Source organism: Colwellia polaris, from assembly GCF_002104515.1.
In the GTDB taxonomy this organism is placed as follows: Bacteria; Pseudomonadota; Gammaproteobacteria; order Enterobacterales; family Alteromonadaceae; genus Cognaticolwellia; species Cognaticolwellia polaris.
Genome location: NZ_NBOE01000004.1, coordinates 245373 through 269607, shown reverse-complemented (window position 1 = coordinate 269607; position 24235 = coordinate 245373). Strand labels below are relative to the sequence as shown.

Here is a 24235-nt window from a genome sequence, read left to right as displayed (position 1 = left end):
TTAATTACAGAATTTGCTGAAGGAGCTCCACGCTAACATCATCGTTGATTTCAGAACGACCTATGGCGGTCGGAAGAATAAATCGAAGATTACCAGCTAAATTCTTTTTATCGCGACGCATATGACAAATAAATTCATCAAACCCCATATTCTTGGGTGCGATTAGCGGTAAATCAAAGGCAAGCAGTAAAGCTTCAATACGACGAAGATCTGACACTTCAAGCAAATTCATTGCTACTGAAGTTTTAGCAGCAAGTACCATGCCAGTGGCAACTGCCTCACCATGCAACCAGTTACCATAACCTTGATCAGCCTCAATGGCATGGCCGAAGGTGTGACCTAAATTTAATAATGCACGAACACCAGCTTCTGTTTCATCTTCAGCAACTATATTTGCTTTACATTGACAGCAACGTTCGATCATTTGCATTAAAATTTTATTATCACCGGCTTTAATTGCATCTATATGTTGTTCAAGCCAAGTAAAAAACTCACCATCGCCGAGTATGCCATATTTGATCACTTCAGCCATACCTGCGTTAAACTCTCTAACAGGTAATGTAACTAGGCTTGCTAAGTCTATAAAAACAGCTTTAGGTTGATAGAACGCGCCTATCATATTTTTACCTAGCGGATGGTTGACTGCGGTTTTACCACCAACAGAGGAATCTACTTGTGACAATACGGTGGTAGGCACTTGAATAAAATCAATACCGCGTTGATAACATGCAGCAGCAAAACCAGTGATATCACCAATAACACCGCCACCTAACGCTATCAAAGTAGTATCTCTACCGTGATTACCCGCGAGTAGATGAGACATTATAAGCTCAAAATTTGCTAAGCTTTTCTGAGCTTCACCATCAGGTAAAACGATTTCATCTACATTGAAATCCTTTAAGCTGGTTTTCATTTGCTCAAGATAAAGTGGTGCAACTATGTTATTACTAACAATGCAAACTCGCTTACTGCGGATATGACTAGACAGCAGTTTACTATTTGATAGTAACCCGCTGTCTATATAGATTGGGTAGCTGCGTTTGCCAAGCTTAACTTGAAGAGTGGTCATAAGTATTATGTTTAAAAGTCTAAACGTTCTACTATTTTACTTGCAACAACCTTAGCGCTTTGGTCATCCGTTTGCACGATAACATCGGCAATTTCTTCATATAACGGATTTCGCTCAACAGCTAGGTTTTCAAGTACAGTTCTTGGTTCTTCATCAGTTTGGAGAAGCGGACGACGACGGTCTCTTTGCGTACGTGCAACTTGTTTATCTATCGTGGTTTCTAGATAAACAACAATACCGCGTGCTGATAAGCGATTGCGTACTTGTGGGCTGATCACAGATCCACCGCCAGTAGCTAAAACAATACCCTGTTTTTCACTTAAGTCTTCAATGACTGATTCTTCTCTTAGTCGAAAGCCTTCTTCGCCTTCTAGATCAAAAACCCATGCGATATCTGCACCAGTACGGCGCTCAATTTCTTGATCGGAATCAAAAAACTCTAAATGTAGCTTATCTGCTAATTCTCTACCAATGGTGCTTTTGCCTGCGCCCATTGGGCCTACAAGGAAAATATTACGTTTTTCTGCCATTAGATTAATTAATACTCGTTTATTTATTACGTGAACAGGTAAGAGGGAACCTCCCTCGAAAATTTCAAGGGCGCAATTATCGCAATTGTTGGGTACAAATTGCAAGCATGTAAGGTGAAAACACCACCTTACATGCAAATTAACTTAAAATCTTTCCGTAACTATGCGTGGTGTAACGAATATTAGTAGTTCTTTTTTCTCATTGAAGTTACTACTATTTCTAAACATCCAACCAAAATATGGAATATCACCTAAAACAGGTACCTTTGATACAGAACTAATAATTTGTTGCTGATAAATACCACCTAGTACGATTGTTTCGCCATTATTAACCAATACCTGTGTGCCAATACGCTGTGTATCAATAGCTGGTGCTGTGCCATTTGAAACATCAGATACCGTATCTTGAGTTACCACAAGGTCCAAAATAATTCTGTCATCCGGTGTAATGTGAGGTGTTACCGTTAAACTTAGTACCGCTTTTTTAAACTGAGTTGATGTGGCACCACTAGAAGCCGCTTCTTGATAAGGTATTTCAACACCTTGCTCAATATAGGCTTCTTTTTGATTTGCCGTAGTTATGCGCGGACTGGCAATTATTTCGCCTTTGTTTTCTTTTTCCATCGCACTCAATTCAAGATCTAATATAGTACCATCTGCTAAACGCGCAACTTGAAATGCAATACTTCCCGCAGGGTTAGCTACAGGTAAATTAACATTAAGTCGATCGCTTAAAGAGGGTATTATGCCATTACCTGCATTATCGGCGCCCGTTAATGAGCCTGAGGTTGCAGAATCAGAGCCTGTATCCGTAACACCCCAGCGAATACCTAACTCTTCGTTGATATTATCTTTTACCGTTACCATACGAGATTCAATAATAACTTGGCGCACAGGAATATCTAATACCGAAACCATACGTTTAATATCTTCAATACTGGTTGCCGTATCGCGAATTAATAAGGTATTCGTTCTCTCATCAACACTAACGCTTCCGCGTAGCGATAATATGCTGTTTTCTTCATTCTTTATTAGGGCCGCAAACTCTGCTGCTTTAGCGTAATTTACTTGTACATATTCAGAATATAACGGCGCTAACTCTTCAACTTGTTGCTGTGCTTGTAAGTCTCTAGCTTCTCGTGCGGCTAATTCATCGCTTGGTGCAACCATTAAAATGTTGCCTTCCATGCGTTTATCTAAGCCCTTAACTTTTAAAATTATATCGAGAGCTTGGTCCCAAGGCACACCATCTAGTCGTAAGGTAATATTGCCCGCAACGGTGTCACTGGTCACTAAGTTAAAGCCATTATAATCAGCAACTATTTGTAATACGGTACGTACAGAAATATCCTGAAAGTTTAATGAGATAGCTCTGCCGCTGAAGGTTTCTTCTTCGCCTAAATAACCATCTTGTTTAACCTTAGCATTTACCGTTAATGAAAATACATCATTGAATTGTTGATGTTTGTACTCAAATGGGCCGTTAATATCAACAACTAAACGTGCATTACGCCCTTCTCTAAATGTTTCTATTCCGGTAACTAAGGTACCAAAATCAGTCACATCTAATTTATAAATAAAGTCATCTAAAATCTCAGTGTTATGAAATTCAATGTAAAGCTTGCCAAGTTTATCACTTACGTCAACCGCTACTTTGCTATCAATGAGTTTAACCAATAATTGCGCTTCATTTTCTTGACCACGCTTAAAATCAATATTATCTATTTGATTGATAAAACCATGCCCAAGCGGAATTAACTGTGTTACGGATTGATTTACTTGACCTGTATTTAAAGTTAAAGCAAAAGTATTGTCTTTTTGCACTACATCAAAAACTGACAAATGCTGTAAATTAACGTCAGCAACCACTTTCCCAGCTATTTTTTGTACTTGAATATTATTAACGCCAGCGTGCTCGATCAGTGTTACAGCAACCGTAGGGCTAAATTGATCTGCATCAAAGGTAATTCTAACCTGCGCAGGAGACATCGAAGTACTAACTTCGGGTTGTACAACAATCTTATCTGATAGCTCAAATACCAGTTCAATTTCATTATTTTGAATAGTGTTATAGCTGATGCCTGTTAATTCACTTGCCCAAGAAAAAGTGCTAAACGCACATATATAAGCGATTGTAACTAACTTCATTTTTTTGAAATGTGTCATAAGATTATCATTTTTTATTATATTAAATAGCAACATTAATTCCTTTGCCCCTCTGCACTTGTCTGCGTCATGGTAACGACAGTTTCACGCTCAACCCAGCACCCAGCGCCATCTGGGATTAACTCTAATACTTTTACATTATCTTGGCTTACCGTGGTAATTTTACCGTGATTTAACCCTACGTAGCTACCAACAGCAACTCGATGTAACGTGCTGTCAGATGCTTCTACGAGTGCCCATGTAACACCTAGCTCACCTAACGTGCCACGCATCACTAAACTACTCAGAGAATATTTTTCTAACGGTTGTTTTCTTCTACGCGGATCTGGACTTAAACAACCTGACATTTGTTGAATTTTTTCTTGAATTGCTTCTGGTTTAGGTACGTCAAATGGACTACGTAAAACATCAGCAGAGTAATCAAAATGGTCAAAAACTCTAACTTCTGGCATCGGCTCAATTGTATTGCTGGTGCCTGATTGGACTGTAGCAATATGTTGTTTTAGATCGTCAGTATCGTTAAAACAGCCAGTTAGCATAACAGCACTTAATAAAATTAATTTTTTCATTACTCTGCAGCCTCCCTATAACGATAGGTTTTAGCCTGAAGCTTTAACTTTAAGTCACCTGATGTTTGTTTTTGTAAATTAATGTCGAAGTCGTGCAATGTAACAATACGGGGTAGCCCAGCAATCCTACTTACGAATTGACCAAACTCATGATATGAGCCTATAACTTCTATATCGATAGGTAACTCAATATAAATCTCTTGCTCTATTTCTGGTTGCCAATTCAATTTTACAAAATCAAGGCCAGTCGTTGTGCCAACAAAAGTTATATCATCAAGTAAGCCAGGTGTTTCATGACTTTCTGGTAAACTTTTTAATTGATTCGCAAACATAGCTTCTGCTTCTATCATTTGTTGTTCAAATAACTCTAAATTAGCGGCAATATGATATTTAGCTTGATATTGTTGTTTTAGCGTCGACTCTTCTAAAGTTACACGTTCTAGTTGTTTAATTTGATCACTGATCATTAAAACGTAACCTAGACCTAACACTAAAATAACTAAGAATATCGATAATACTATTTTAGCCGCCTTCGGCCATTGTCCAATATTATCAAGCTCTAAGCCATCAAATTGCTCCATAAATTCCGATAAGTCAAAATTCATTATGGCGCTCCTTGATTAGTAGATTCATTTAAATTGATCAAACCTTTGATTCGAACACGCATTTTAAAATCACTTAATAATTTACTTTTCGCATCGTTTGAAGTTATAGACTCAAGTATCGCATCTTCAAATAAATCAGAACTTTCTATTTCCCTGATCATATTCGCTAAATGGTTATTTGATTCACTTTTGCCGATAATATTTAAACTGTTACCTTGCTTTTCCAAGCGTGTAAGGTATATACCGTTTGGTACCACTTTTGCAATTTCGTCTAAAACTTGTGTGCCTACATTACGACTACGTTGTAATTGTTCAACAACACTTGTGCGCTTTTGAAGTTCTTTTTTCTTTTCGTTAAGCGATTTTATTTTTGAAATGCGTAAGTCTAAAATTTGTATTTCGTTTTGTAAAAATTGATTACGTTGTTGCTGGCCATCAATTCGCATCTGATAAAATTGATTTACAGAGAACACAATTACAAACGCTATTAAGGCGACGACAGTTAAAACAGTGAAGTACTCACGTTGCTTAGCTTTTTCGGCTTCTTCGCGCCATGGTAATAAATTTATATATGCCATGGTGTAAAGCTCCTTAACGCTAAACCTGCTGCTACCATAAAGCGTGGTGCATTTTTTGCTAATTCTTCTTTATTAATTAAACTCGAAATTTCCATACCGGTAAATGGGTTAGCAATTACGGTATGAATGCCTAACTCCTCAGTAAGCAGTTGTTCTACACCCTCAACTAAGGCACTACCACCTGAAATGACTAAATAATCAATTTTTGCTTTACCACTCGTTGTAAGAAACATTTGAATCGCGCGACGAATTTGTTGAACTAAAATGGTATGAAATGGAGCTAAAACTTCAAAAGTGTAGTTAGGGGGAAGATCATCGGTTAATTTAGCTATTTCAGCTTCTTCAAACGATTTATTATAATAAGAGACAATTGAGCGTGTATATTGCTCGCCGCCAAACAATTGATCTCGGCTATAAATATGATTACCTGCCTCGGTGACTGAAAATAAAGTCATTGTTGCGCCAAGATCTACAGTAGCTATGACTTTATCAGCGGCATCATCGGGCAATTGGTTTAAGGTTAAATCATACGTTCTACTAATAGCGTATGATTCAACGTCAATAACTTTGGTATCAAAGCCACCTGCTTCTAACGCTGCTACCCTTGCTTCAACAGATTCAGTTCGAGCTGCGCTCAATAATACGTTAATTTTACTTGGATCAGATTCATTAATATCAAGTGACTCAAAATCTAAGCTTACTTCATCAAGTGGGTATGGGATCAGGCTGTCTGCTTCAATTTCTATTTGGCTCGCTAACTCTTGCTCATTTAAGGAAACATCCATATAAATAATCTTAGTGATTACCGTTTGACCCGAAACAGCTGAAGCTGCGAGTCCCACCGTAGATGATATTTTCTTCCTTATTTTAGCGACCACTTTACCGACAGCGTCAATATCTTGAATTTCTCTATCAACAATGGCGCCTCTTGGCATTGGCTCAATCGCGACAGTTTCGAGGACGTATCCGCCTTCATTTTGGTTCAGCAAAACAGCTTTTATAGAGTGAGAACCAATGTCAATTCCAACCATTAAGGAGGTCTTTTTTTTCCATAAACTACTTAACATAGAATCCTACTAGAACATTTTATTATAATAATATTAGGTAAAAAATTGGTATAAATACATTTATTACATGCTTTTACAGGATATACTAGTACTATTACACCAATTTTATAACTTTTATCGAGCATTTTTTTGTGTTTTCTATAAAAAACCTGTTTAAAACGGGTGCTGTGTTGATATTTATCGGATTTTTAGCACTCGCCGGAATTTATCTCTCAATGCGCTCGAGTTTGCCGAGTGTTGAATCACTGAAAGATTTGCAATGGCAAACGCCAATGCAAATTTTTAGTTCAGATGGCAAACTCATTTCTCAATTCGGTGAAAAGAAAAGAATTCCTTTAACCTTAGATGAGATGCCGCAGCAATTAATTAATGCGATATTGGCAACTGAAGATGACCGCTTTTATTTGCATTTTGGTGTTGATCCTATCGGTATGGGCCGAGCCATAATTGGTCAATTAACCGGACAAAATAGAGGTGGTGCAAGTACTATTACCATGCAGGTTGCTCGAAACTTCTTTCTTACTCGTGAACAGACTTATGTCCGAAAAATTAGAGAAATATTTATTTCTTTTCACATTGAGAGCTTATTAACTAAAGATGAAATACTTGCGCTCTATATGAATAAAATTTCATTAGGCCATCGTTCTTTTGGATTTGGTGCTGCTGCTCAAGTTTATTACGGAAAAGAAACCAAAGAGTTAACGCTAGCACAAATTGCCGTGTTAGCGGGTTTACCCAAAGCTCCTTCCACATTGAACCCTATTAGTCGTCCTGATAGAGCATTGAAACGCCGAGCCGTAGTATTACAAAGAATGTATGTGGCCGGATATATAACCTCTGAACAATTAGCCAACGCAAATCAAGAACCTGTTACCGCAGTTAAGCATGGCGCAGAAATTGAATTGAGCGCACCTTATATTGCCGAAATGGCACATCAAGAAATGATTGATCGTTTTGGTAAAGAAGCGGCATATACCGGAGGCTATAAAGTATTTACAACCGTAACATCAAAATTACAAGCTGCAGCCCAACAAGCAGTTGTAGATAATATCTTCGCATACGACCAGCGTCATGGTTACCGGGGGCCTTTAGCAACAATACGCCCTGTTGATGAATCGGTAACGACCGCAATGGTATCAGATGATGCACAAATAAAACCCATAACGGCTAATGAAGCAATTGAAGCGCTGTCATCATTAGATAGTTATCATTCAATTGAACCGGCTGTTGTAACACAAGTAATGGAGCAATCAGCAAAAGTTAGGCTTCAAGATGGCTCAGAGGTAAATATTGGTTGGCAAGGTCTTGCTTGGGCCAGAGCTTATATCAACGACGATAAACAAGCAGCGCCGCCTTCAATAGCTAAGGATATTTTAACAACAGGCGATATCGTAATGGTTTCAGCCGTTGAATCAGGTTATCGATTAAGCCAACTGCCCGAAGTTAGCGCCGCATTAGTATCGCTTGCCACAGATAATGGTGCCATAAAAGCTGCAGTTGGTGGTTTTAGTTTTAATCAAAGTCAATTTAATCGAGTTACCCAAGCTAAGCGACAAGTCGGTTCTAATATTAAACCTTTTATTTATTCCGCTGCGCTAGAAAACGGTTATAACTTGGCATCAATAGTTAATGATGCTCCTATTAATCAGTGGGATCGTAGCTCAGGTGTTGTTTGGCGACCGAAAAATTCCCCGCCGGTTTATAATGGTGAAATACGATTTAGGTTGGCCTTAGCGCAATCGAAAAACGTTATAGCCGTTCGCCTGCTCAGAGAAGTAGGTCTAGACAAAATCATTCCTTATTTAGCTACTTTTGGATTTAATCCACACGACTTACCGCGAAATGAGTCTTTAGCATTAGGCTCAGCCTCTTTAACACCAATTGAGGTAGCTACCGGCTTTGCAACTTTTGCCAATGGTGGTTTTTTAATTAAGCCTTATTTAATTGAGCGTATTGAAGATTCATTCGGCAAAGTATTATTTCAAGCGAACCCAGCCATAGCCTGTGATAATTGTGATCAATCAATCGATAAAGTTTCAGAGTCATCAAATGCACCTTTAAACAGCGAAGACATTTTTAATTTCAATGCTGCTGATAACTTCGATGATATAGAGCTTACTGCCCGCGTGATAAATAAAGCGCCTAGAATTATTAGTGCACAAAATGCCTTTTTAATAACAGAAGCACTTAATTCAGCTATTTGGGGTGCAGATTGGAATATTAAACCGTTTTGGCAAGGTACTGGGTTTCGTGCTCGGGTATTAAAACGTCGCGATATCGCTGGTAAAACAGGCACAACAAATGAAGCCAAAGATGCATGGTTCTCAGGTTATAGTCGCAGAATAGTTACAACCTCATGGATTGGGTTTGACAATCCGAGTCGAAATCTTGGGCAGTCTAGCTACAACAGTAACCTGAGCAAAGACCAAACCACAGGTAAAGAGTTTGGTGCAAAATCAGCACAACCAACCTGGATAAACTTTATGAAGGTGGCATTAACTGAGTTTCCTGTTGAGCCATTTGAACAACCCGAAGCGCTAATGTCTGTACGTATAGACAAAGCATCGGGCAAGTTAACCACTAAAACTGATAAATCTAGCCGTTTTGAGTATTTTGAATTAGGTACAGCACCTACTGAATATATAAGACAAGACATCAGTAGTGAAATTCTTGACGGCGAAGATGCTGTCATCAATGTTGAAGATAGTATTTTCGACTAATTCCAACAAATGTTGACCTTTCATATCAGCTATTTTAAAAAGCTATTTAGTATCTGAAAGGTCAACAAACGTCACTATAAGTTTCGTTATATAACAATTTAAAACTAAAACTTGTTTCTATTCGAAATTTATTTCGAATATTTCATTTATTTATATCCTTTAAAAATCCTAATCCAACAATAATTTCCTGACCAGGCAGTCAACACCGAAAAACAAACAAACCACTGATTTTAAACGATTAATAAACATCTTACTGCTCAATGTTCAATTTATCAAACCTTGATATATCTTATTACCTTTTTACTTACACCATTAAATTATGAAAGTAAGTATGAAAACTTTCAAAACGAAAGAAAAAACGCTTTCGTTTTGCTGGTTGATCGCATAAAATTATCCTCCAAACTCGGAACACCGAAACTAAACATTTAATTATCGTCATAATTTTAGGAGCGAATTCGCAATGGCAGCTTTAGAAAACTCAATCGATTTATCTTCATACGGCATCAATAATGTTGCAGAGATAGTTTACAATCCTTCTTATGAGTTACTCTTTGCTGAGGAAACTAGATCAGACCTCACAGGTTGTGATAAAGGCATTGTTACCGAACTTGGCGCAGTTTCAGTTGATACTGGAATTTTTACCGGCCGCTCTCCAAAAGATAAATACATTGTTCGTGACGATACTACCCGTGATACGGTTTGGTGGTCAGATCAAGGTAAAAACGACAACAAGCCCATGACACAAGAGACTTGGGACAGTTTAAAAGGCCTAGTAACTGAACAATTGTCAGGTAAGCGTTTATTTGTTGTTGATACCTACTGTGGTGCGGATGAATCTACACGCTTAAAAGTACGCTTTATTACTGAAGTTGCTTGGCAAGCTCATTTTGTTAAAAATATGTTTATTCGCCCAAGCGATGATGAGTTGAAAACATACGAACCTGATTTCATCGTAATGAATGGTGCAAAAGCTGTTAACCCTAACTGGCAAGAGCAAGGGTTAAATTCTGAAAATTTCGTGGCCTTTAACCTTACTGAGCGTGTTCAGTTAATTGGTGGCACTTGGTACGGCGGCGAAATGAAAAAAGGTATGTTCTCAATGATGAACTACCTATTACCTTTAAAAGGCATAGCATCTATGCACTGTAGTGCTAACGTTGGTGAAGATGGCGATACAGCCGTGTTCTTCGGTCTTTCTGGTACGGGTAAAACTACGCTTTCAACTGATCCTAAACGCCAATTAATTGGTGATGATGAACATGGTTGGGATGAAAACGGTGTATTTAACTTTGAAGGTGGTTGTTACGCTAAAACCATTAATTTGAGTAAAGAAAACGAACCTGATATCTACAATGCTATTCGTCGCGATGCATTATTAGAAAACGTTACGGTTAACGAAAAAGGTCAAATTGACTTTGACGATAACTCAAAAACAGAAAACACCCGTGTTTCTTACCCTATTCATCACATTGATAATATTGTTAAGCCGGTTTCTCGTGCAGGTCATGCCAAAAAAGTTATTTTCTTAACTGCAGATGCTTTTGGTGTATTACCTCCAGTTGCCAAGTTAACACCAGCGCAAACTGAATATTACTTCTTATCTGGTTTCACAGCCAAACTAGCGGGTACAGAGCGCGGTATTACTGAGCCAACACCAACTTTCTCAAGCTGTTTTGGTGCTGCATTTTTAAGCTTACACCCAACGCAATATGCGGAAGTATTACGTAACCGCATGCAAGCTGTTGGTGCAGAAGCTTACTTGGTTAATACCGGTTGGAATGGCACCGGCAAGCGTATATCAATTAAAGATACGCGTGCAATTATCGATGCTATTTTAGATGGCTCAATTGACGATGCACAAACACAAGTTTTACCTTTATTTAATTTAGATATCCCAACCAGCATTGAAGGTGTCGACGATAACATTTTAGATCCTCGTAATACTTATGCCCAAGCCGAACAATGGCAAGGTAAAGCTGCTGACTTAGCTAAACGCTTTGTAAATAACTTTGATAAGTTTACTGATACTGATAACGGTAAATCATTGGTTGCAGCTGGTCCAAAACTATAAATAAGCCAGTTTGGTAATAGCCTAAAAACGTCAAAGCCGTCGAATATTCGACGGCTTTTTTATGTTTGAACCTCAAGCAATAATAAATAAATGCTAATACCAAATTCAAGTGACTTAATGTTAACCATGACTAATTGGTAAACAAACTTGAGCCTTTAAACCACCTTCTTTTCTGTTTGATAATTCAACACGTCCACTGTGGGTATCGACTATTCGTTTAATAATAGCTAAACCTAAGCCACTGCCTTCTGCTCCTCTTGCTTCATCGCCTTGAGTAAAAGGCTGAAACAAGCGTTCAATCTCAAACTCAGGAATACCTGGGCCTTCATCACAAACACAAAAACAAACTTCTTGTTTTCGTTTGTCATAATAAGTAGATACAGTAACTTTACCTTGAGAATAACGTAAAGCATTTTGAATTAAGTTGGCTACTGCTCTTTTCATTGCAACATAACGAAGCGGAATGTTAGGTAAATCTTCTGTAGTAAAAATTATCTCACGATCTAAAATGCTCTCTGATTGCACCACTTCATCAATTAATTTATTAATGTCATCTAGTTCAGCTTTGTCTTTGCTGTCGTGACGAATATAATCAATAAACTGATCAATAATGCTATTCATATCTTCAATATCGCCTTCAATACCCTCTTTCAAAAACTCATCTTGTTGGGAGATCATTTCAGTGGCTAATCTAATACGGGTTAGTGGCGTTCTTAAATCATGCGATATACCAGCCATCAATAGGTTTCGGTCATCTTCTAGTTGCTTTATACCTTTAGACATATGATTAAAAGCCCGCGTAACCGCAACAATCTCTGTCGTACCTCGTTCCTTTAATGGCTTCGGAAAATCACCTCTTGCCACGTCAAGAGCAGCATGTTGTAAGGCACTTAACGGTCGATTAAGCTGTCGAACAAAAATCCATCCTCCCACCACACTTAAAATACCTAATATCATTAGGACAAAAATAAGCGGAGAAAAGTTTTCTTCCTCTAAGCCATTCAGTGGAATTTTAACCCAATAATTAGGGGCTTGAGGTGGACGAATCCAAAATAAGTACTCATCACCTTGTGAAATCCTAACTTCTGCAGGCCCGCCCAAAAGAGCTGACATTTCTTCAGAACGAAAAGCGTAAAAGATTGCATCTTGTAAGCCTAACTTCATTGCTGCGGCTTCACGATAAACCCCAATACCGGTTTCTCGTTGAAACGCTTCCCCCATGGCAGGGCTTATCGCTTCATCTTCAATATCGATAAAAACGACTCGAACCTGCTTAGCAAGCAACTGATTTACTTGCTGTGCATTAGGTTGAATAATGTATATCGACATAGATATAAACGATACTACTTGGTTAATTAATAATAAAAACCCAATTAAGAGCACCGTTTGACCAAAGGCACTGCGCGGCAATATTTTCATAAACCTCTACTACTGTTAGAATTTTTCATGTCTTTATTAAGTGCTATTCATTTTCTAAAGTCTCATGGTGAAGCTGGCTAAAACAACCACCTTTAATACAACCATAAAGCCTTTAAAATAAAACAACGACTAAAAGTCTATGCTACAGACTTTCCTTCAGGAACAAATACATACCCCAAACCCCAAACCGTTTGAATATAGCGAGGTTTTGCAGGGTCAATTTCTAACATACGTCGCAAGCGCGACACTTGAACATCAATGCTACGCTCAAGGGCTGAGTAATCTCTCCCACGCGCCAAGTTCATTAATTTATCACGCGACAAAGGTTCTCGGGGATGCGTGATTAATGCTTTTAATACGGCAAATTCACCACTCGTTAAAGGCATGTTTACATCACCTTTCACCATTTCACGCGTAGCAAGATTCAACTGATAATCACCGAAAGATATAATATTTTCTTCTTGAGATGGCGCGCCAGGTGCTTCTTGCACTTTACGGCGCAATACTGCTTTAATTCGCGCTAATAATTCACGCGGGTTAAACGGCTTAGGCATATAATCATCAGCGCCCAACTCTAAACCAATAATGCGGTCAACCTCATCACCTTTCGCTGTTAACATAACAATAGGAATGTCGTTAGAGTTTTGGCGTAAACGACGACATATAGATAAGCCATCTTCGCCTGGTAACATTAAATCGAGGACTAATAAGTGAAAGTTTTCACGCTCTAATAACCTATCCATTTGCTCGGAGTTAGCTGCGCTTCGAACGACAAAGCCTTGCTCAACTAAATACCGCTCTAGTAGGGCGCGTAAACGCATATCATCGTCTACTACCAAAACTTTCGGTGTTTCATGTCCCATAATACTTGTTCCATTGGTTATTTTTAAACTTATGTTAACTATAAGTCATATTACTTCAAATATAAAAAGCTGTGCAGTACCAAGGGGCTAGCATTTGTTACAAATTATGTTTCATCTTAGTTTAGAGAATTGAATTACTTGCTTTGGTTAATTATTGTGGGAGAATACGCGAATGAGAATTTGGCACCATTTTCACAAAGTCCCCTTTAGAGTTTTACGCATCAGTAAAAGGCGTAATATCATCCGCATTAAACGCAGTATGATCAAAGTTAAAATCGCCTTAGCACAAGAAAAAGTTGAAACAAGAGCCATGCTTAGTACTTATAAACGTTACACTAAACGTAATGCAAGTGCTGAGGAGATGCGTATTGCTAACCAACAGTTTATTGATATTTTAAAAGGCTTAGGTATTGGTATTTTCGCTATTTTACCTTTTGCGCCGATCACGATTCCTCTGATGATAAAAATCGGCCGATTAGTCGGTGTTGAAATTCTTCCTAGTGCATTTGTCGATGACAAAAAAACACCTAAGCCTTAATGTAAACTTATTTTAAGTAATTAATCGCTTGGTCGGTTACACATTTGGTAAAGCTTTTTTGTCGCTCAACTTTTGGTAACTCGGCAATACTTGCGGTGACTAAATGCATTTTTTCCTGCCTTTGCTCGTCAGAAAGGTGTAAAAATTGTTCGTGAAAGCAACCATGTAAACCATAATTTAATGACACATCTGATTTAAGCGGCTCTCCTGCCAAACAAGTTATTAGTTTTTCAGCCAGGGTATTTCGATCTAATTCAGTAATTAACGCTTTAATCGTTAAATTTTCTTTTATTTGTTTTTGTTGTTGGCAGCCAAACAACATGTCTGCCACAGCAACCACAGGTATAAGTGCTTCATGTTGAGCGCCAAATCGTGCTTTTAACCATTGGTTTCTATCGAGTGTTTGATTTTCTGCTGCTTGCAAAGACGCACTAGACATAACAATAACTACAGCTAAGTTTACCCATAAAGCATGGAAATATTTTTTGAATGGTTTAATTGTTTCACTGAACATACAACTTTCCTAATAATAGTATTTAACTTAAGTTGAGAAGCATCAACCGTTAATTAATGCATAAACCCACCAAAAACACCTGCACTGAGTTACAGCAGAAAATTGTCATGAGCAAACTTTATGAATATCGATTAACGTGGTTAAATAACGGTATCTAAGATCTAAATAATATTTGATTATACCGTGATAAAACAAATAAAAATATGCTGTACGCTACTCATGATTGTTTCGTTTTCAAGTCCGTTATTAGCTGCCAATAAAGTTAACGCAACTACTAACATTAATACAATTGAGCTATTAAACAAACAGTTAGAAAATGAAATTGGCAATGTTGTTTATGTTGATTTTTGGGCTTCTTGGTGTATCCCTTGCCGTCAATCATTTCCGTGGTTAAATAACTTACAAGCGCAATATCAAAGACAAGGCTTAACTATCATCAGTATTAATTTAGATCACAGCCGAGTGCTAGCCGATGAGTTTTTAAAGGAAATAAAAGCAAACTTTCCGGTTATTTATGATCCCAAAGGCCTAATTGCAAGAAAATATAAACTTAAAGGAATGCCAAGTAGCTTTATTATTGACCGAACAGGCAAAATAGTCAGCGCACATGTCGGCTTTAATCAAACTAAACAACTAGCGTACGAAACAGAGCTGCAAGCATTACTAAGTAAGCCATATAGTTCAAACTAAACAGTGCATCTTAAACAGTACAAACTAAGCACTTTGATTGTAATACCAAATGTAATAAGTTATTGACGATTTAAACCACCTTAAAATGATCGATTATTTATTTCAATTGCTATAAAGGCTATTTTTCTCCGATAATAATTATATTCATTAACTAGAAATTACAGCGCACTTTCGCTAATAAAGCCCATAAAACAAAAAAGCGAGCACAAGGCTCGCTTTAAAATTTAACCATAAACTTTTGACTTAAAAACTATATTTATAACCTAAAGTAACGCTGCGTGGTTTACCAGCCATGATTGAACCATGTGTACGTGTCGCCATGTATTCTTTATCAAGTAAGTTATCAACATTAAGGGTAATTTCTTGGTTTTCTGCAAGGTTGTAATGTGCAGCTAAGTCTACCACTGTTCGGCTTTTTATCGCTTCGCTTGGTAATATTACACCTTGACCAGCCGTTGTGCGCATTTCATCCATATAGCGTACTAAAACATCACCACGCCAATTTTCACCAACAACACCAACATTCAGTTGTAATTGATTTTCTGGTACATACGGTAGCTCATCGCCTACAACAACATCACCCCAAGTATCTAAACCTGATTCAAATGAGTTTTGAAACTCTGTTTCAGTAAACGTGTAAGTTAAACCCACTGGAATCATTACCGAGCCTGCAGCAAACTCATAGCCTGCTTTAGCTTCGATACCTGAAACCTTTACTTCACCCGCATTATATTGGTTACCAATGTTTTCTTCATCACAACCTTGGCTCGCCGTACAATTACCATGCATGTTTTCGTAATCAGAATAGAAATATAATACTTCTGCATTTAACGCGTCTTTATTAAAACGTAAACCTAACTCATAGTTAATGCTTTCTTCATTTTCTGTTTTATCGTTACCTGGAGCTGGCGGAGCGAAACCTTTTTGCACACCACCAATAACCACTAAATCAGTATTTACACGATAAGTTACTGCAAGTGAAGGTAATAAAACATCAACATCGTTACTCACATCTTTTGATGTTGGTTCGTTTCTATCTACAACACCTTTTGCCCAATCTTTACGCGAAATAGTCATATCTTCGTAGCGTAAACCGGCATTAATAATAAAGTCACCAATGGTATATTCATCATGAATGAATAACGCGACAGCTTTCGCTGAATCTATACGGTTTGAGTCAGTGCCTTGAACACCAGCATCGGTTAAGCTCATTTCATAATTGGTGTTATCTAATTGATAAAGATCAACCCATTGAAATCTATCCATACTGTCTTCGTGGTAACGAGCACCAAATTTAACTTGATGAGCACCAAAGTCAGCATCTAGAACCGTTTGAATACCTTTTGACTCATAATCACGGCTGTTAGCTTTAACTTCAACACTGATTTCGTTATCTTCGAACGTACCATTGTCAAACGCAGAAGCGATATCAATACCACCACCACTTAAGCTTTGCCCATTCACTTTATTGGTTTTGTACCAGTTACGACTGAATTCGTTAAAGTAAGCAGAAGTTCCTAAAACAAAGCGATCTGACAACTTAATACTATGATTTACCTGAAATTGCTTATGCTCTGTGTCCATAACATCAAGCTGTGATGCTGAATAACGAGAATATGGGTTAGCGTCAAAGTCGCTCTGGGTTAACCCCATGTAAGTTTCATCAGAGCTTTCATCAGAATATTTTAATTTAAATTCTAACTCTTGGTAATATTTTGCATCGGCATCACTGTTAATAAGAATTTTTGCCATAATGTCATTTTTAACAAAACCAGTATCATCACCGGTGTGGTTTACATCTTTGAAACCATCAGCTTGATAACGAAATACTTCAAATAATGACGATACGTTTTCGCCAGCACCACCAACATAAGCATGTGCTTTAGCAAAACCATCTTCACCTGCGCTTAAATTTACTTGTCCTGCAAGTGCCTCGCTTGGAATACTACGCGAAAGCATGTTAACTACACCACCCGTTGTACGTGGTCCATACATAGCACTTGACGTACCTTTAAGTACTTCAATTTGTTGCATACGACCGGCAGTTGGGAAGTAATAAGCAGAAGGAGCTGAATAAGGTGCTGGAGCGGCTAATACGCCATCTTCCATAATTGTAACTTTTTCACTGCGATTTTGACCTGTGCCACGCATACCAATATTTGGACGTAAACCATAGCCATCTTCTTCAAGAACATAAACGCCAGGAACCGAGGTTAATGTACGCATAATATCGGTGAAATCGAATTTTTCTAATTCTGCTTGAGAAATCATGTGAGCACTGCCAGGCACATCATTTACCGCTTGAGCATTACCAAAAATAGCTAAATGCTCTATATCATCAGCTGCTTGAGCAGTATTCGCAATAGAAGTAACAACCGATAGAGCGATTAACGCTGGTTGAAAAAGAGGTGAAATTCGCATGGATAAACCTATAAAAGAGACAATTATTTTAATTGCCCGCATTTAATCACGAAACTAAATAGGAATCAATATCATTTGTATTGTTTATTATTGTTTTACAAAGAAAGCTTTCAAAAACACAGCAGTTAACACCCGCCACCAACACCCGCGATTAAAGTTGCATAATGTTACTAATGGCTTCATTTACCTGCGTTACATTAAACTTTTCTTCCACCATAAGTCGGCTAGCTGCTGCCATTTTTTGCCACTGCTCTGGGTTTTCAATAAACCAAATCATTCTAACTGCTAAGGCACCAGCATCACGCGGAGGTGCTAACCAACCATTTTCGCCATTCACTACTGTATCTCGACACCCTACAGCATCGGTGGTTAATATGGGTCGCCCAATGCTCATGGCTTCTAATACGGTTCTTGGTAAGCCTTCATGATAAGAAGGTAATGTGTATATATGACATGCTTGAATATAAGGCTTAACGTTATCTGTTTCCCCTAAATACTCAATATGGCCTTGTTTTTGCCACTGAGCTACTTCGCTAGCACTAATTTTATCTGGTGAACTATCGTAAGGACCTAACACTTGAAACTTAACGTTAGGATAACTTTGTTTTACTATTTTGGCGGCCTCAGCAAACTCTCTTATACCTTTATCACCCAACAGGCGAGCAATCAGTAAAAAGGTTGTTGCTTGCTCAGGTAAGGGTTGCTTTTGGTAAGCCGAAATATCAACACCGGAGCCAAATACACGATAACACTTGTTGGCATCAGCTAACCCTAACTCAACAAATAGCTGTCGATTATCTTGGTTTTGAAAAATAACGCTTTTCGCATTGGTTAATGAGAATTTATATAAGTGCTTAACGATTATATTAACCAAATTACGGGCAAAACTGCCTGTTTCAAAGGCATAACCTAACCCCGTTATCATCGCGTGGAAGTTTTTAAAGCCGATAAAACGAGCGGCAATTCCGCCCCAAATAATCGGTTTAATCGTATAGGCGAGTACATGATCGGGTTTTAATGACTTTAAAGCTTTTTTAATCTCGAATAATGTACTTAGATCAGCAACTGGGTTTAATCCATTACGCTCAACTGAATAAGGTCTAAAGCTTGCACCTAACGCGGTAACTTCACTTACAACTTCTTCTGAGGCTGGTGCTGTCATCACAATTACCTCGTGCCCTGCTTTAACAAATGCATTAATCAAGGGACCCCGAAAACCAATGATAGAATTAGGGTAAGCGCCAATAATTACTATTTTCAAAATACTGCCTTAAAATAAAATGTAATGATTCAATAAGCACCTATGTTTTATTACAATAAAATACTGCTTATAAAACAGCATCATAGGCTAAGATTTTTCATATTCCTTTCAAGACCAACCGATTTATTTTCTGTCGCTCGCTCGGTATTAAACTTACAAAATAGCTACATATGGCATAAATAACGCCAGTAAGCCCACAGGCAATAAACAATCCAAGCCAAGTGGCTGCTATATAATCTGTTATTGTAAAAGCGAAGACCAAGGTTAGTACTATTGCGGGCAACGAGTAGCGTATTAATTCACGATATAAATGCCACATGTTTAAGCCTATAACGCGGTATAAATAGATATTCACCAACAATAGCTCACCAACAAATAAAGCAAAGGCGGTACCCCAAGAAGCACCTACCATACCTATTTTCTTTACTAATATAATGGAGATAATAATGTTTGCTATTGCGGTAACCAATAACAACAAACTGCGAACCTTATGTTTATTTAGCGCTTGTAATACTGCATTGGTCGACGTTTGAGCCAATACGAACATAAAGGGCAGCATAGGAATTAACGCAATCCAATAAGCCTGAGAGAAGTCATCACCAACAAATAGCTGGATAAATAACTCACCAAAAGCAGCAAATACAGCAAATACATAACCTAGTACTATCATTTGATACCGACCAATAATGCACAATTGTGACATTAGTACAGTATTCGATACTTCTTGTTTAACCATTTGAACAATTTTAGGGACAAAAATATTCGAAATAGCACTGGAGAATGCAATAAAACTGAACAGCAACTGGCTTCCAATATTGAAAATACCCAAAGATTTACTGTTGGTTAATGTGCCAATAATTAAGTTGTCTACGCGCCAGTTGATTTGGTTAACTAACACATTGAGCGCAATAAAAGATGAATAGATAAATATCTCTTTTAACGTCGCTTTATTCGGTAACTTTGCCTTGAATTGAATATCAATATTCTGTTTTATATAGCAAAAACGAATGATGCTGTGCACCAGGTTGGTAAAGGTATCGATAACAACAATAGCCAATACGCCATAACCTGCCTCCAAACAGCCAACAACAATACTGCAACGAGCAATGAATACTAAGATATCCGTGGTCTTTTGGAAGCGAAAACGTTGGTACGTACTAATAATACCGGTAAGCGAATTACTCATTAACGTAATCACTACATTTACTAGCAATACTAAAAAAGCGGCCTGCAGTAATTGAATTTCAGCTAGGGTCATAGACTGCTGAAAAATCGCTGGCAATTTGTACCAAACAATTAAACCGACACCAACAACAAAGGTTGCTAAAGCACCATATATCACAACCATACTACTGATAAATTCAGAAGCTTTGTCTTTTTCGTTATTTGCCTGATAAACAGATAAAAAGCGAATCGTGGTATTTGCTAAACCAAACTCCAATACAATAAGGTAACCAGCCAAGGCAGAAACCAAGCTATAAATGCCATAATCGCTAACCCCTAAGTGATTTATAATAAAAGGGATTAAAAGTAAGGCAGCTATATTTCGAATGGCGATTGAGCCATAGCTTAATAAGATGCCATTGCGCCTTTCACGGCTTAAATCTGTCATCTAGGTGTCTTTTCTATAGGTGTTATATACGATCAACATTAATATAAAGTATCCACTATATTTTCCAATGTTTTGCAGGCTAAAGCAGTATAATAAAAAGACTAAAATGGGTAACCAAGCTAAACGAAATATATGACTACTAGCTACACGGTTCCTTTCTGCCCGAAAGCCGAAATAGATATAAGTTGCAAACAAGGTAAAACCTATTACGCCAAAACTTATCATTATTTCAAGTAAGGTATTGTGCGGCCCTACAACTTCGTTAAATAGGCCAGCCTGTAAAAAATAGTGATTATAATGCACTAAGTAACCATTAATGCCGGCACCAAATAGCACAAAATTATAAGGTAAATCTAAAAATAATTGCAGATAAGCTTGTAATATATCACTTCGAGAGCCCGTTAAGTCGGATAAATTATTGCCATTGAATCGAACAAATATATCTAAATCGCCGATAAACGACGCACCGCTTATCCAATATAAACAAAATAATATCAGGAGAAAATTTAATAACAGCAGGAATCTTACAAAGATATCGCCTATTGCCGAACGAAAATAAAAAATAAAATAGGTAAATAAACTTAAAGTCGCAACAATAAAAAAACTACGAGATACGGTAAGTGCCCCAAAAGCTAGCATAAGTAAAATAATTAAAAATGTTGATCTCGAGACCTTTGCTCTTGGTACTACGGGTAAGTAGAAATAAATCAGTAATAAACAAAACAACCCAAAGTTATTAGGATCACCCGCACCACCTGCAAATCGAGCAATAGTTTTCACAGAGTGTGCAGCTGCAGCACCAAAATACTGATGCACTAAACCAAACAGTGTTGAGGTAATTACCCCGCATAACAACACAAAACGCAACTGAGAAAACGTACAATATTTATTCTTATCAAATAAAAGCAAGGACGTAAAAATAAAAAATATAGACCAACGCACAGTTACAAATGAAGCCATTGCTGGGTTATATAATATATGCATTAGCTCATACACAAGTACCAATAACATTAATAACAAGCCAGGCTGAGAGTAATGTGTATGTGCCACATGCGTCATTAAATATCGACCAAACATCGCCAGAAAAATGCAAGTAAGTAATGATATGGAAATATAAGGTGACTGGGTAAAAACTTCCGTACAAGGCAACAAAAAAATAGCTAATTGAATGCTACGCCCAAAGGGTAATAAAAATGCACAAATAACACCAATTAGCACAACAATTAATAATAAAGGTGCGCTATTAGTGATGCCATATAACACAATAAGCAAAGCGCATAACCCAACCTCTACCTTCAATAGTTGCGATAATTTAGTTGCGAGCATACTTATCACGCGAGCTATAAATATTGGTTAATTGTGCTAACACGCTTTCGGTAGAAAAACCTTTCTCTAAAAATGCTTCAGTAACTTTATCTGCGGTTAACTCAACCAAAGGTAAATTATTTAATTGCATCAGCCAAGGTGATAGATCGTCAAGCGGGTTAAAAGTTACTAGCGCTAAACCCATGTCTGATGCTTTCGCGATTGTATTTGAAATTAAACAAGGTAGCGCGGCTGCTTGTGCTTCTAATAAAGCTACCGATATGCCTTCAAATAGCGACGGCATAATAAAAGCATCTGCACTTTTTAATAATAAAGGTATATCAGGTGTTGCAGTTAATAACGTGAAACGAGCCTGCACAGCTTCTTGTTGAATAGCTTCAGCAAAATCGGCTTTTAATGGCCCTTCGCCAACACAAACAAAATGTATAGCAGGGTTGAGTGTTTTATCTTTTGCTAGCTCTAATAAAAACTGATGATTTTTTACTATTGAAAAACGCCCAACATGTAACACTAATTGTTTATTCTTTGGTAAAGAAAACTGCGTTTTTATGTTATTCGTATCTTGTTTATCTGCTAAATATCGCTGTACTGATATAGCATTATTGATCACCGTAAAAGACTTATTGCCATACAAAAACTCACCCGCTTCCTTACCGCAGGCTAAATGCACATTACTTGCGCGAGTAACAATTGCTTTAAATAACGACATAAATGGCAATAAAAATTTGTTTTCAACACCACTGGTATGAGAGTGACACACTCTTACCTTAATACCTTTTTGTTTTGCCAACCCCAGTAAAACACCATTTTTAAAGCTGTTATGTACATGCACAACATCGTACTTATTCTGGTTGGAAAGAATTTCATTTAGCGCTTTTAAGTGCTGAAAAGGTTTTTGCTTTATCGTAGGAATAATAAATATATTCCCCCCAAGTGCTGTAATTTCAGCTCTGAGTGGACCATCATTAAAACTAATAAAATCAAACTGATATTTGCTGTCATCTAAATGTCGATACCAATTCATCACCACAGACGATATACCGCCTAAGGTCAGCGCAGGAATAACCTGCAATATTCTAATTTTTTTCATTACGTAAATATGCATCCAAATAGCGCTGACGAGTTGCTGATAAACTGTAACCACGTTGTTCAAATTGTTGGTCAATCACCACTTTACTCACGGTTGCTAACTCAGCTTGTTCTTCAATGGCTTTTACCCAAGGCTCAAACCCAGCATTTAAATCAATATAACGACATAACCCCAACCTCATATCGGCTTCTTCAGGAATACCCGTTGATAACACACAAGGCAACCCAGCGGCTTGTGCTTCTAATGCGGCAACACCAAGACCCTCATTTTTTGAAGTCATCACCATCACATCAAATAAAGACAATAACTGATCCACATCAGCTCTTTTACCCCAAAACTTTACATGGTTTTCAAGTTTCAAAGCTATAACCTGAGCTTGTAGTTTTTCTTTTAGCTCGCCATCACCAATTAAGTGCAAACAAAAATCTTGGCGTACTTGCACGAATTTACTGATCACTGATAATAAAAAATCATGATTTTTAACCGTATAAAAACGGCCAACACAAACAATATTAAGTTGATTAGGCTTGAGGTTGAATGTTATTTTTTCTTGATCATTAATAGCACTTTTATGTCTTACTTTGCGAAAATCAAAAGCATTAGGCACCACTTCAAAATGTCTTTTGTTTTTGCCCTTACCATACAAAAAAATGCCAGCGTCGGTTGAAATAGCAAAACGTTTAGTAGCAAATGCCGAACTTAGCAATCGACCTACCAGTAGCATAACTTTAGATGATAAATTATTTGCGCCAGTACTCGTATTGCGAGCATGGGTTATTCTCGCTGGAATGCCTGCCAAAAAAGCAATAAAAACACACAAACCAGAATAGTAAGAAGTATGGGCGTGCAGCGCATCATATTGAGGGTTAGTCTTGAGTAGTTGATATAACTGCCTAAGATTTTTGACAATTCCCTTACGCGGACTATCAATTACATGGATATTACCGCCTTTATCGAGAACTTCATCAGTAAAATAACAATGCTCATCGGTCATGATGACAAAGTCATTGGTCAAAACATCAGGGTCTTGGCTACGAAATAAATCCATAATACGGCTTTCTGCACCGCCTAGGTTTAAATTCATAAACACATGTAAAACGCTTATTTTATTAGGTTTATTCACATC

At 37.6% G+C, this 24235-nt stretch carries 20 protein-coding genes; 4 read left to right on the top strand and 16 right to left on the bottom strand.

All coding sequences use genetic code 11. The annotated features are described in order from the left end of the window. Positions 1-4: 4 nt before the first annotated feature. From aroB to B6A32_RS09525, 7 genes are all read right to left on the bottom strand, one after another. The gene (aroB, locus tag B6A32_RS09555) at positions 5-1069 is read right to left on the bottom strand and encodes a 3-dehydroquinate synthase (RefSeq protein WP_085303337.1); all 1065 of its coding nucleotides are present in this window, start codon (positions 1067-1069) and stop codon (positions 5-7) included. An 11-nt stretch (positions 1070-1080) separates the two neighbouring features. Continuing rightward, positions 1081-1599 carry a shikimate kinase AroK gene (aroK, locus tag B6A32_RS09550; RefSeq protein WP_085303335.1) on the bottom strand — a complete coding sequence of 173 codons (519 nt, stop codon included), beginning with the start codon at positions 1597-1599 and terminating at the stop codon, positions 1081-1083. 144 nt (positions 1600-1743) lie between these two features. Further along, positions 1744-3765: a type IV pilus secretin PilQ gene (locus B6A32_RS09545; RefSeq protein WP_233131369.1), complete on the bottom strand. Its 2022-nt coding sequence runs from the start codon at positions 3763-3765 to the stop codon at positions 1744-1746. Positions 3766-3800: 35 nt separating this feature from the next. Next, the gene (locus B6A32_RS09540; RefSeq protein WP_085303331.1) at positions 3801-4334 is read right to left on the bottom strand and encodes a pilus assembly protein PilP; all 534 of its coding nucleotides are present in this window, start codon (positions 4332-4334) and stop codon (positions 3801-3803) included. Continuing rightward, positions 4334-4939 carry a type IV pilus inner membrane component PilO gene (locus B6A32_RS09535; protein ID WP_085303329.1) on the bottom strand — a complete coding sequence of 202 codons (606 nt, stop codon included), beginning with the start codon at positions 4937-4939 and terminating at the stop codon, positions 4334-4336. Before B6A32_RS09535 ends, B6A32_RS09540 begins: the two co-directional genes overlap by 1 nt. Next, the gene (locus B6A32_RS09530) at positions 4939-5517 is read right to left on the bottom strand and encodes a PilN domain-containing protein (RefSeq protein WP_085303327.1); all 579 of its coding nucleotides are present in this window, start codon (positions 5515-5517) and stop codon (positions 4939-4941) included. Before B6A32_RS09530 ends, B6A32_RS09535 begins: the two co-directional genes overlap by 1 nt. Then, positions 5505-6584 (bottom strand): pilus assembly protein PilM, encoded by a 1080-nt coding sequence (locus tag B6A32_RS09525; protein ID WP_085303325.1) that lies wholly within the window; start codon positions 6582-6584, stop codon positions 5505-5507. Before B6A32_RS09525 ends, B6A32_RS09530 begins: the two co-directional genes overlap by 13 nt. Before the next feature lie 131 nt (positions 6585-6715). Here B6A32_RS09525 and B6A32_RS09520 point away from each other — a divergent pair, with 131 nt between their 5' ends. Together B6A32_RS09520 and pckA are read left to right on the top strand one after the other, a co-directional pair. Beyond that, on the top strand, positions 6716-9304 hold the full coding sequence (locus B6A32_RS09520) for a penicillin-binding protein 1A (protein ID WP_233131368.1): 2589 nt from the start codon (positions 6716-6718) through the stop codon (positions 9302-9304). 460 nt (positions 9305-9764) lie between these two features. After that, the gene (gene pckA, locus B6A32_RS09515; protein ID WP_085303322.1) at positions 9765-11375 is read left to right on the top strand and encodes a phosphoenolpyruvate carboxykinase (ATP); all 1611 of its coding nucleotides are present in this window, start codon (positions 9765-9767) and stop codon (positions 11373-11375) included. A 120-nt stretch (positions 11376-11495) separates the two neighbouring features. On the opposite strand, the gene envZ is transcribed toward pckA, so the two are convergent. After that, a complete protein-coding gene (gene envZ, locus B6A32_RS09510; RefSeq protein WP_085303320.1) occupies positions 11496-12794 on the bottom strand; it encodes a two-component system sensor histidine kinase EnvZ in 1299 nt (432 codons plus the stop codon). A 137-nt stretch (positions 12795-12931) separates the two neighbouring features. Next, positions 12932-13657, bottom strand: coding sequence for an osmolarity response regulator transcription factor OmpR (gene ompR, locus B6A32_RS09505; RefSeq protein WP_085303318.1), 726 nt, complete (start codon positions 13655-13657; stop codon positions 12932-12934). Positions 13658-13829: 172 nt separating this feature from the next. Between ompR and B6A32_RS09500 the strand changes: the two genes are divergently transcribed. After that, positions 13830-14195: a hypothetical protein gene (locus tag B6A32_RS09500; protein WP_085303316.1), complete on the top strand. Its 366-nt coding sequence runs from the start codon at positions 13830-13832 to the stop codon at positions 14193-14195. Positions 14196-14202: 7 nt separating this feature from the next. On the opposite strand, the gene B6A32_RS09495 is transcribed toward B6A32_RS09500, so the two are convergent. Then, positions 14203-14709: a hypothetical protein gene (locus B6A32_RS09495; RefSeq protein WP_085303314.1), complete on the bottom strand. Its 507-nt coding sequence runs from the start codon at positions 14707-14709 to the stop codon at positions 14203-14205. A 219-nt stretch (positions 14710-14928) separates the two neighbouring features. Here B6A32_RS09495 and B6A32_RS09490 point away from each other — a divergent pair, with 219 nt between their 5' ends. Then, complete coding sequence (locus B6A32_RS09490) at positions 14929-15399, top strand: TlpA disulfide reductase family protein (protein WP_085303312.1); 471 nt, start codon at positions 14929-14931, stop codon at positions 15397-15399. Between the two features lie 243 nt (positions 15400-15642). Here B6A32_RS09490 and B6A32_RS09485 read toward each other — a convergent pair whose 3' ends face one another. The 6 genes from B6A32_RS09485 to B6A32_RS09460 all read right to left on the bottom strand — a co-directional run bounded on the left by B6A32_RS09485 (position 15643) and on the right by B6A32_RS09460 (position 24232). After that, positions 15643-17820, bottom strand: coding sequence for a TonB-dependent receptor family protein (locus B6A32_RS09485; protein WP_085303310.1), 2178 nt, complete (start codon positions 17818-17820; stop codon positions 15643-15645). A 151-nt stretch (positions 17821-17971) separates the two neighbouring features. Next, positions 17972-19081: a glycosyltransferase family 4 protein gene (locus tag B6A32_RS09480; protein WP_085303308.1), complete on the bottom strand. Its 1110-nt coding sequence runs from the start codon at positions 19079-19081 to the stop codon at positions 17972-17974. A 97-nt stretch (positions 19082-19178) separates the two neighbouring features. Beyond that, positions 19179-20693, bottom strand: a complete 1515-nt coding sequence (locus B6A32_RS09475; RefSeq protein WP_085303306.1) for an oligosaccharide flippase family protein — start codon at positions 20691-20693, stop codon at positions 19179-19181. After that, entirely contained in the window at positions 20694-22019 is a 1326-nt protein-coding gene (locus tag B6A32_RS09470; RefSeq protein WP_085303304.1) for an O-antigen ligase family protein, read from the bottom strand. Then, a complete protein-coding gene (locus B6A32_RS09465) occupies positions 22006-23184 on the bottom strand; it encodes a glycosyltransferase (RefSeq protein WP_143327895.1) in 1179 nt (392 codons plus the stop codon). The genes B6A32_RS09470 and B6A32_RS09465 overlap by 14 nt, the downstream gene beginning before the upstream one ends. Continuing rightward, a complete protein-coding gene (locus tag B6A32_RS09460; RefSeq protein WP_085303299.1) occupies positions 23096-24232 on the bottom strand; it encodes a glycosyltransferase in 1137 nt (378 codons plus the stop codon). Before B6A32_RS09460 ends, B6A32_RS09465 begins: the two co-directional genes overlap by 89 nt. Between the last annotated feature and the right edge of the window lie 3 nt (positions 24233-24235).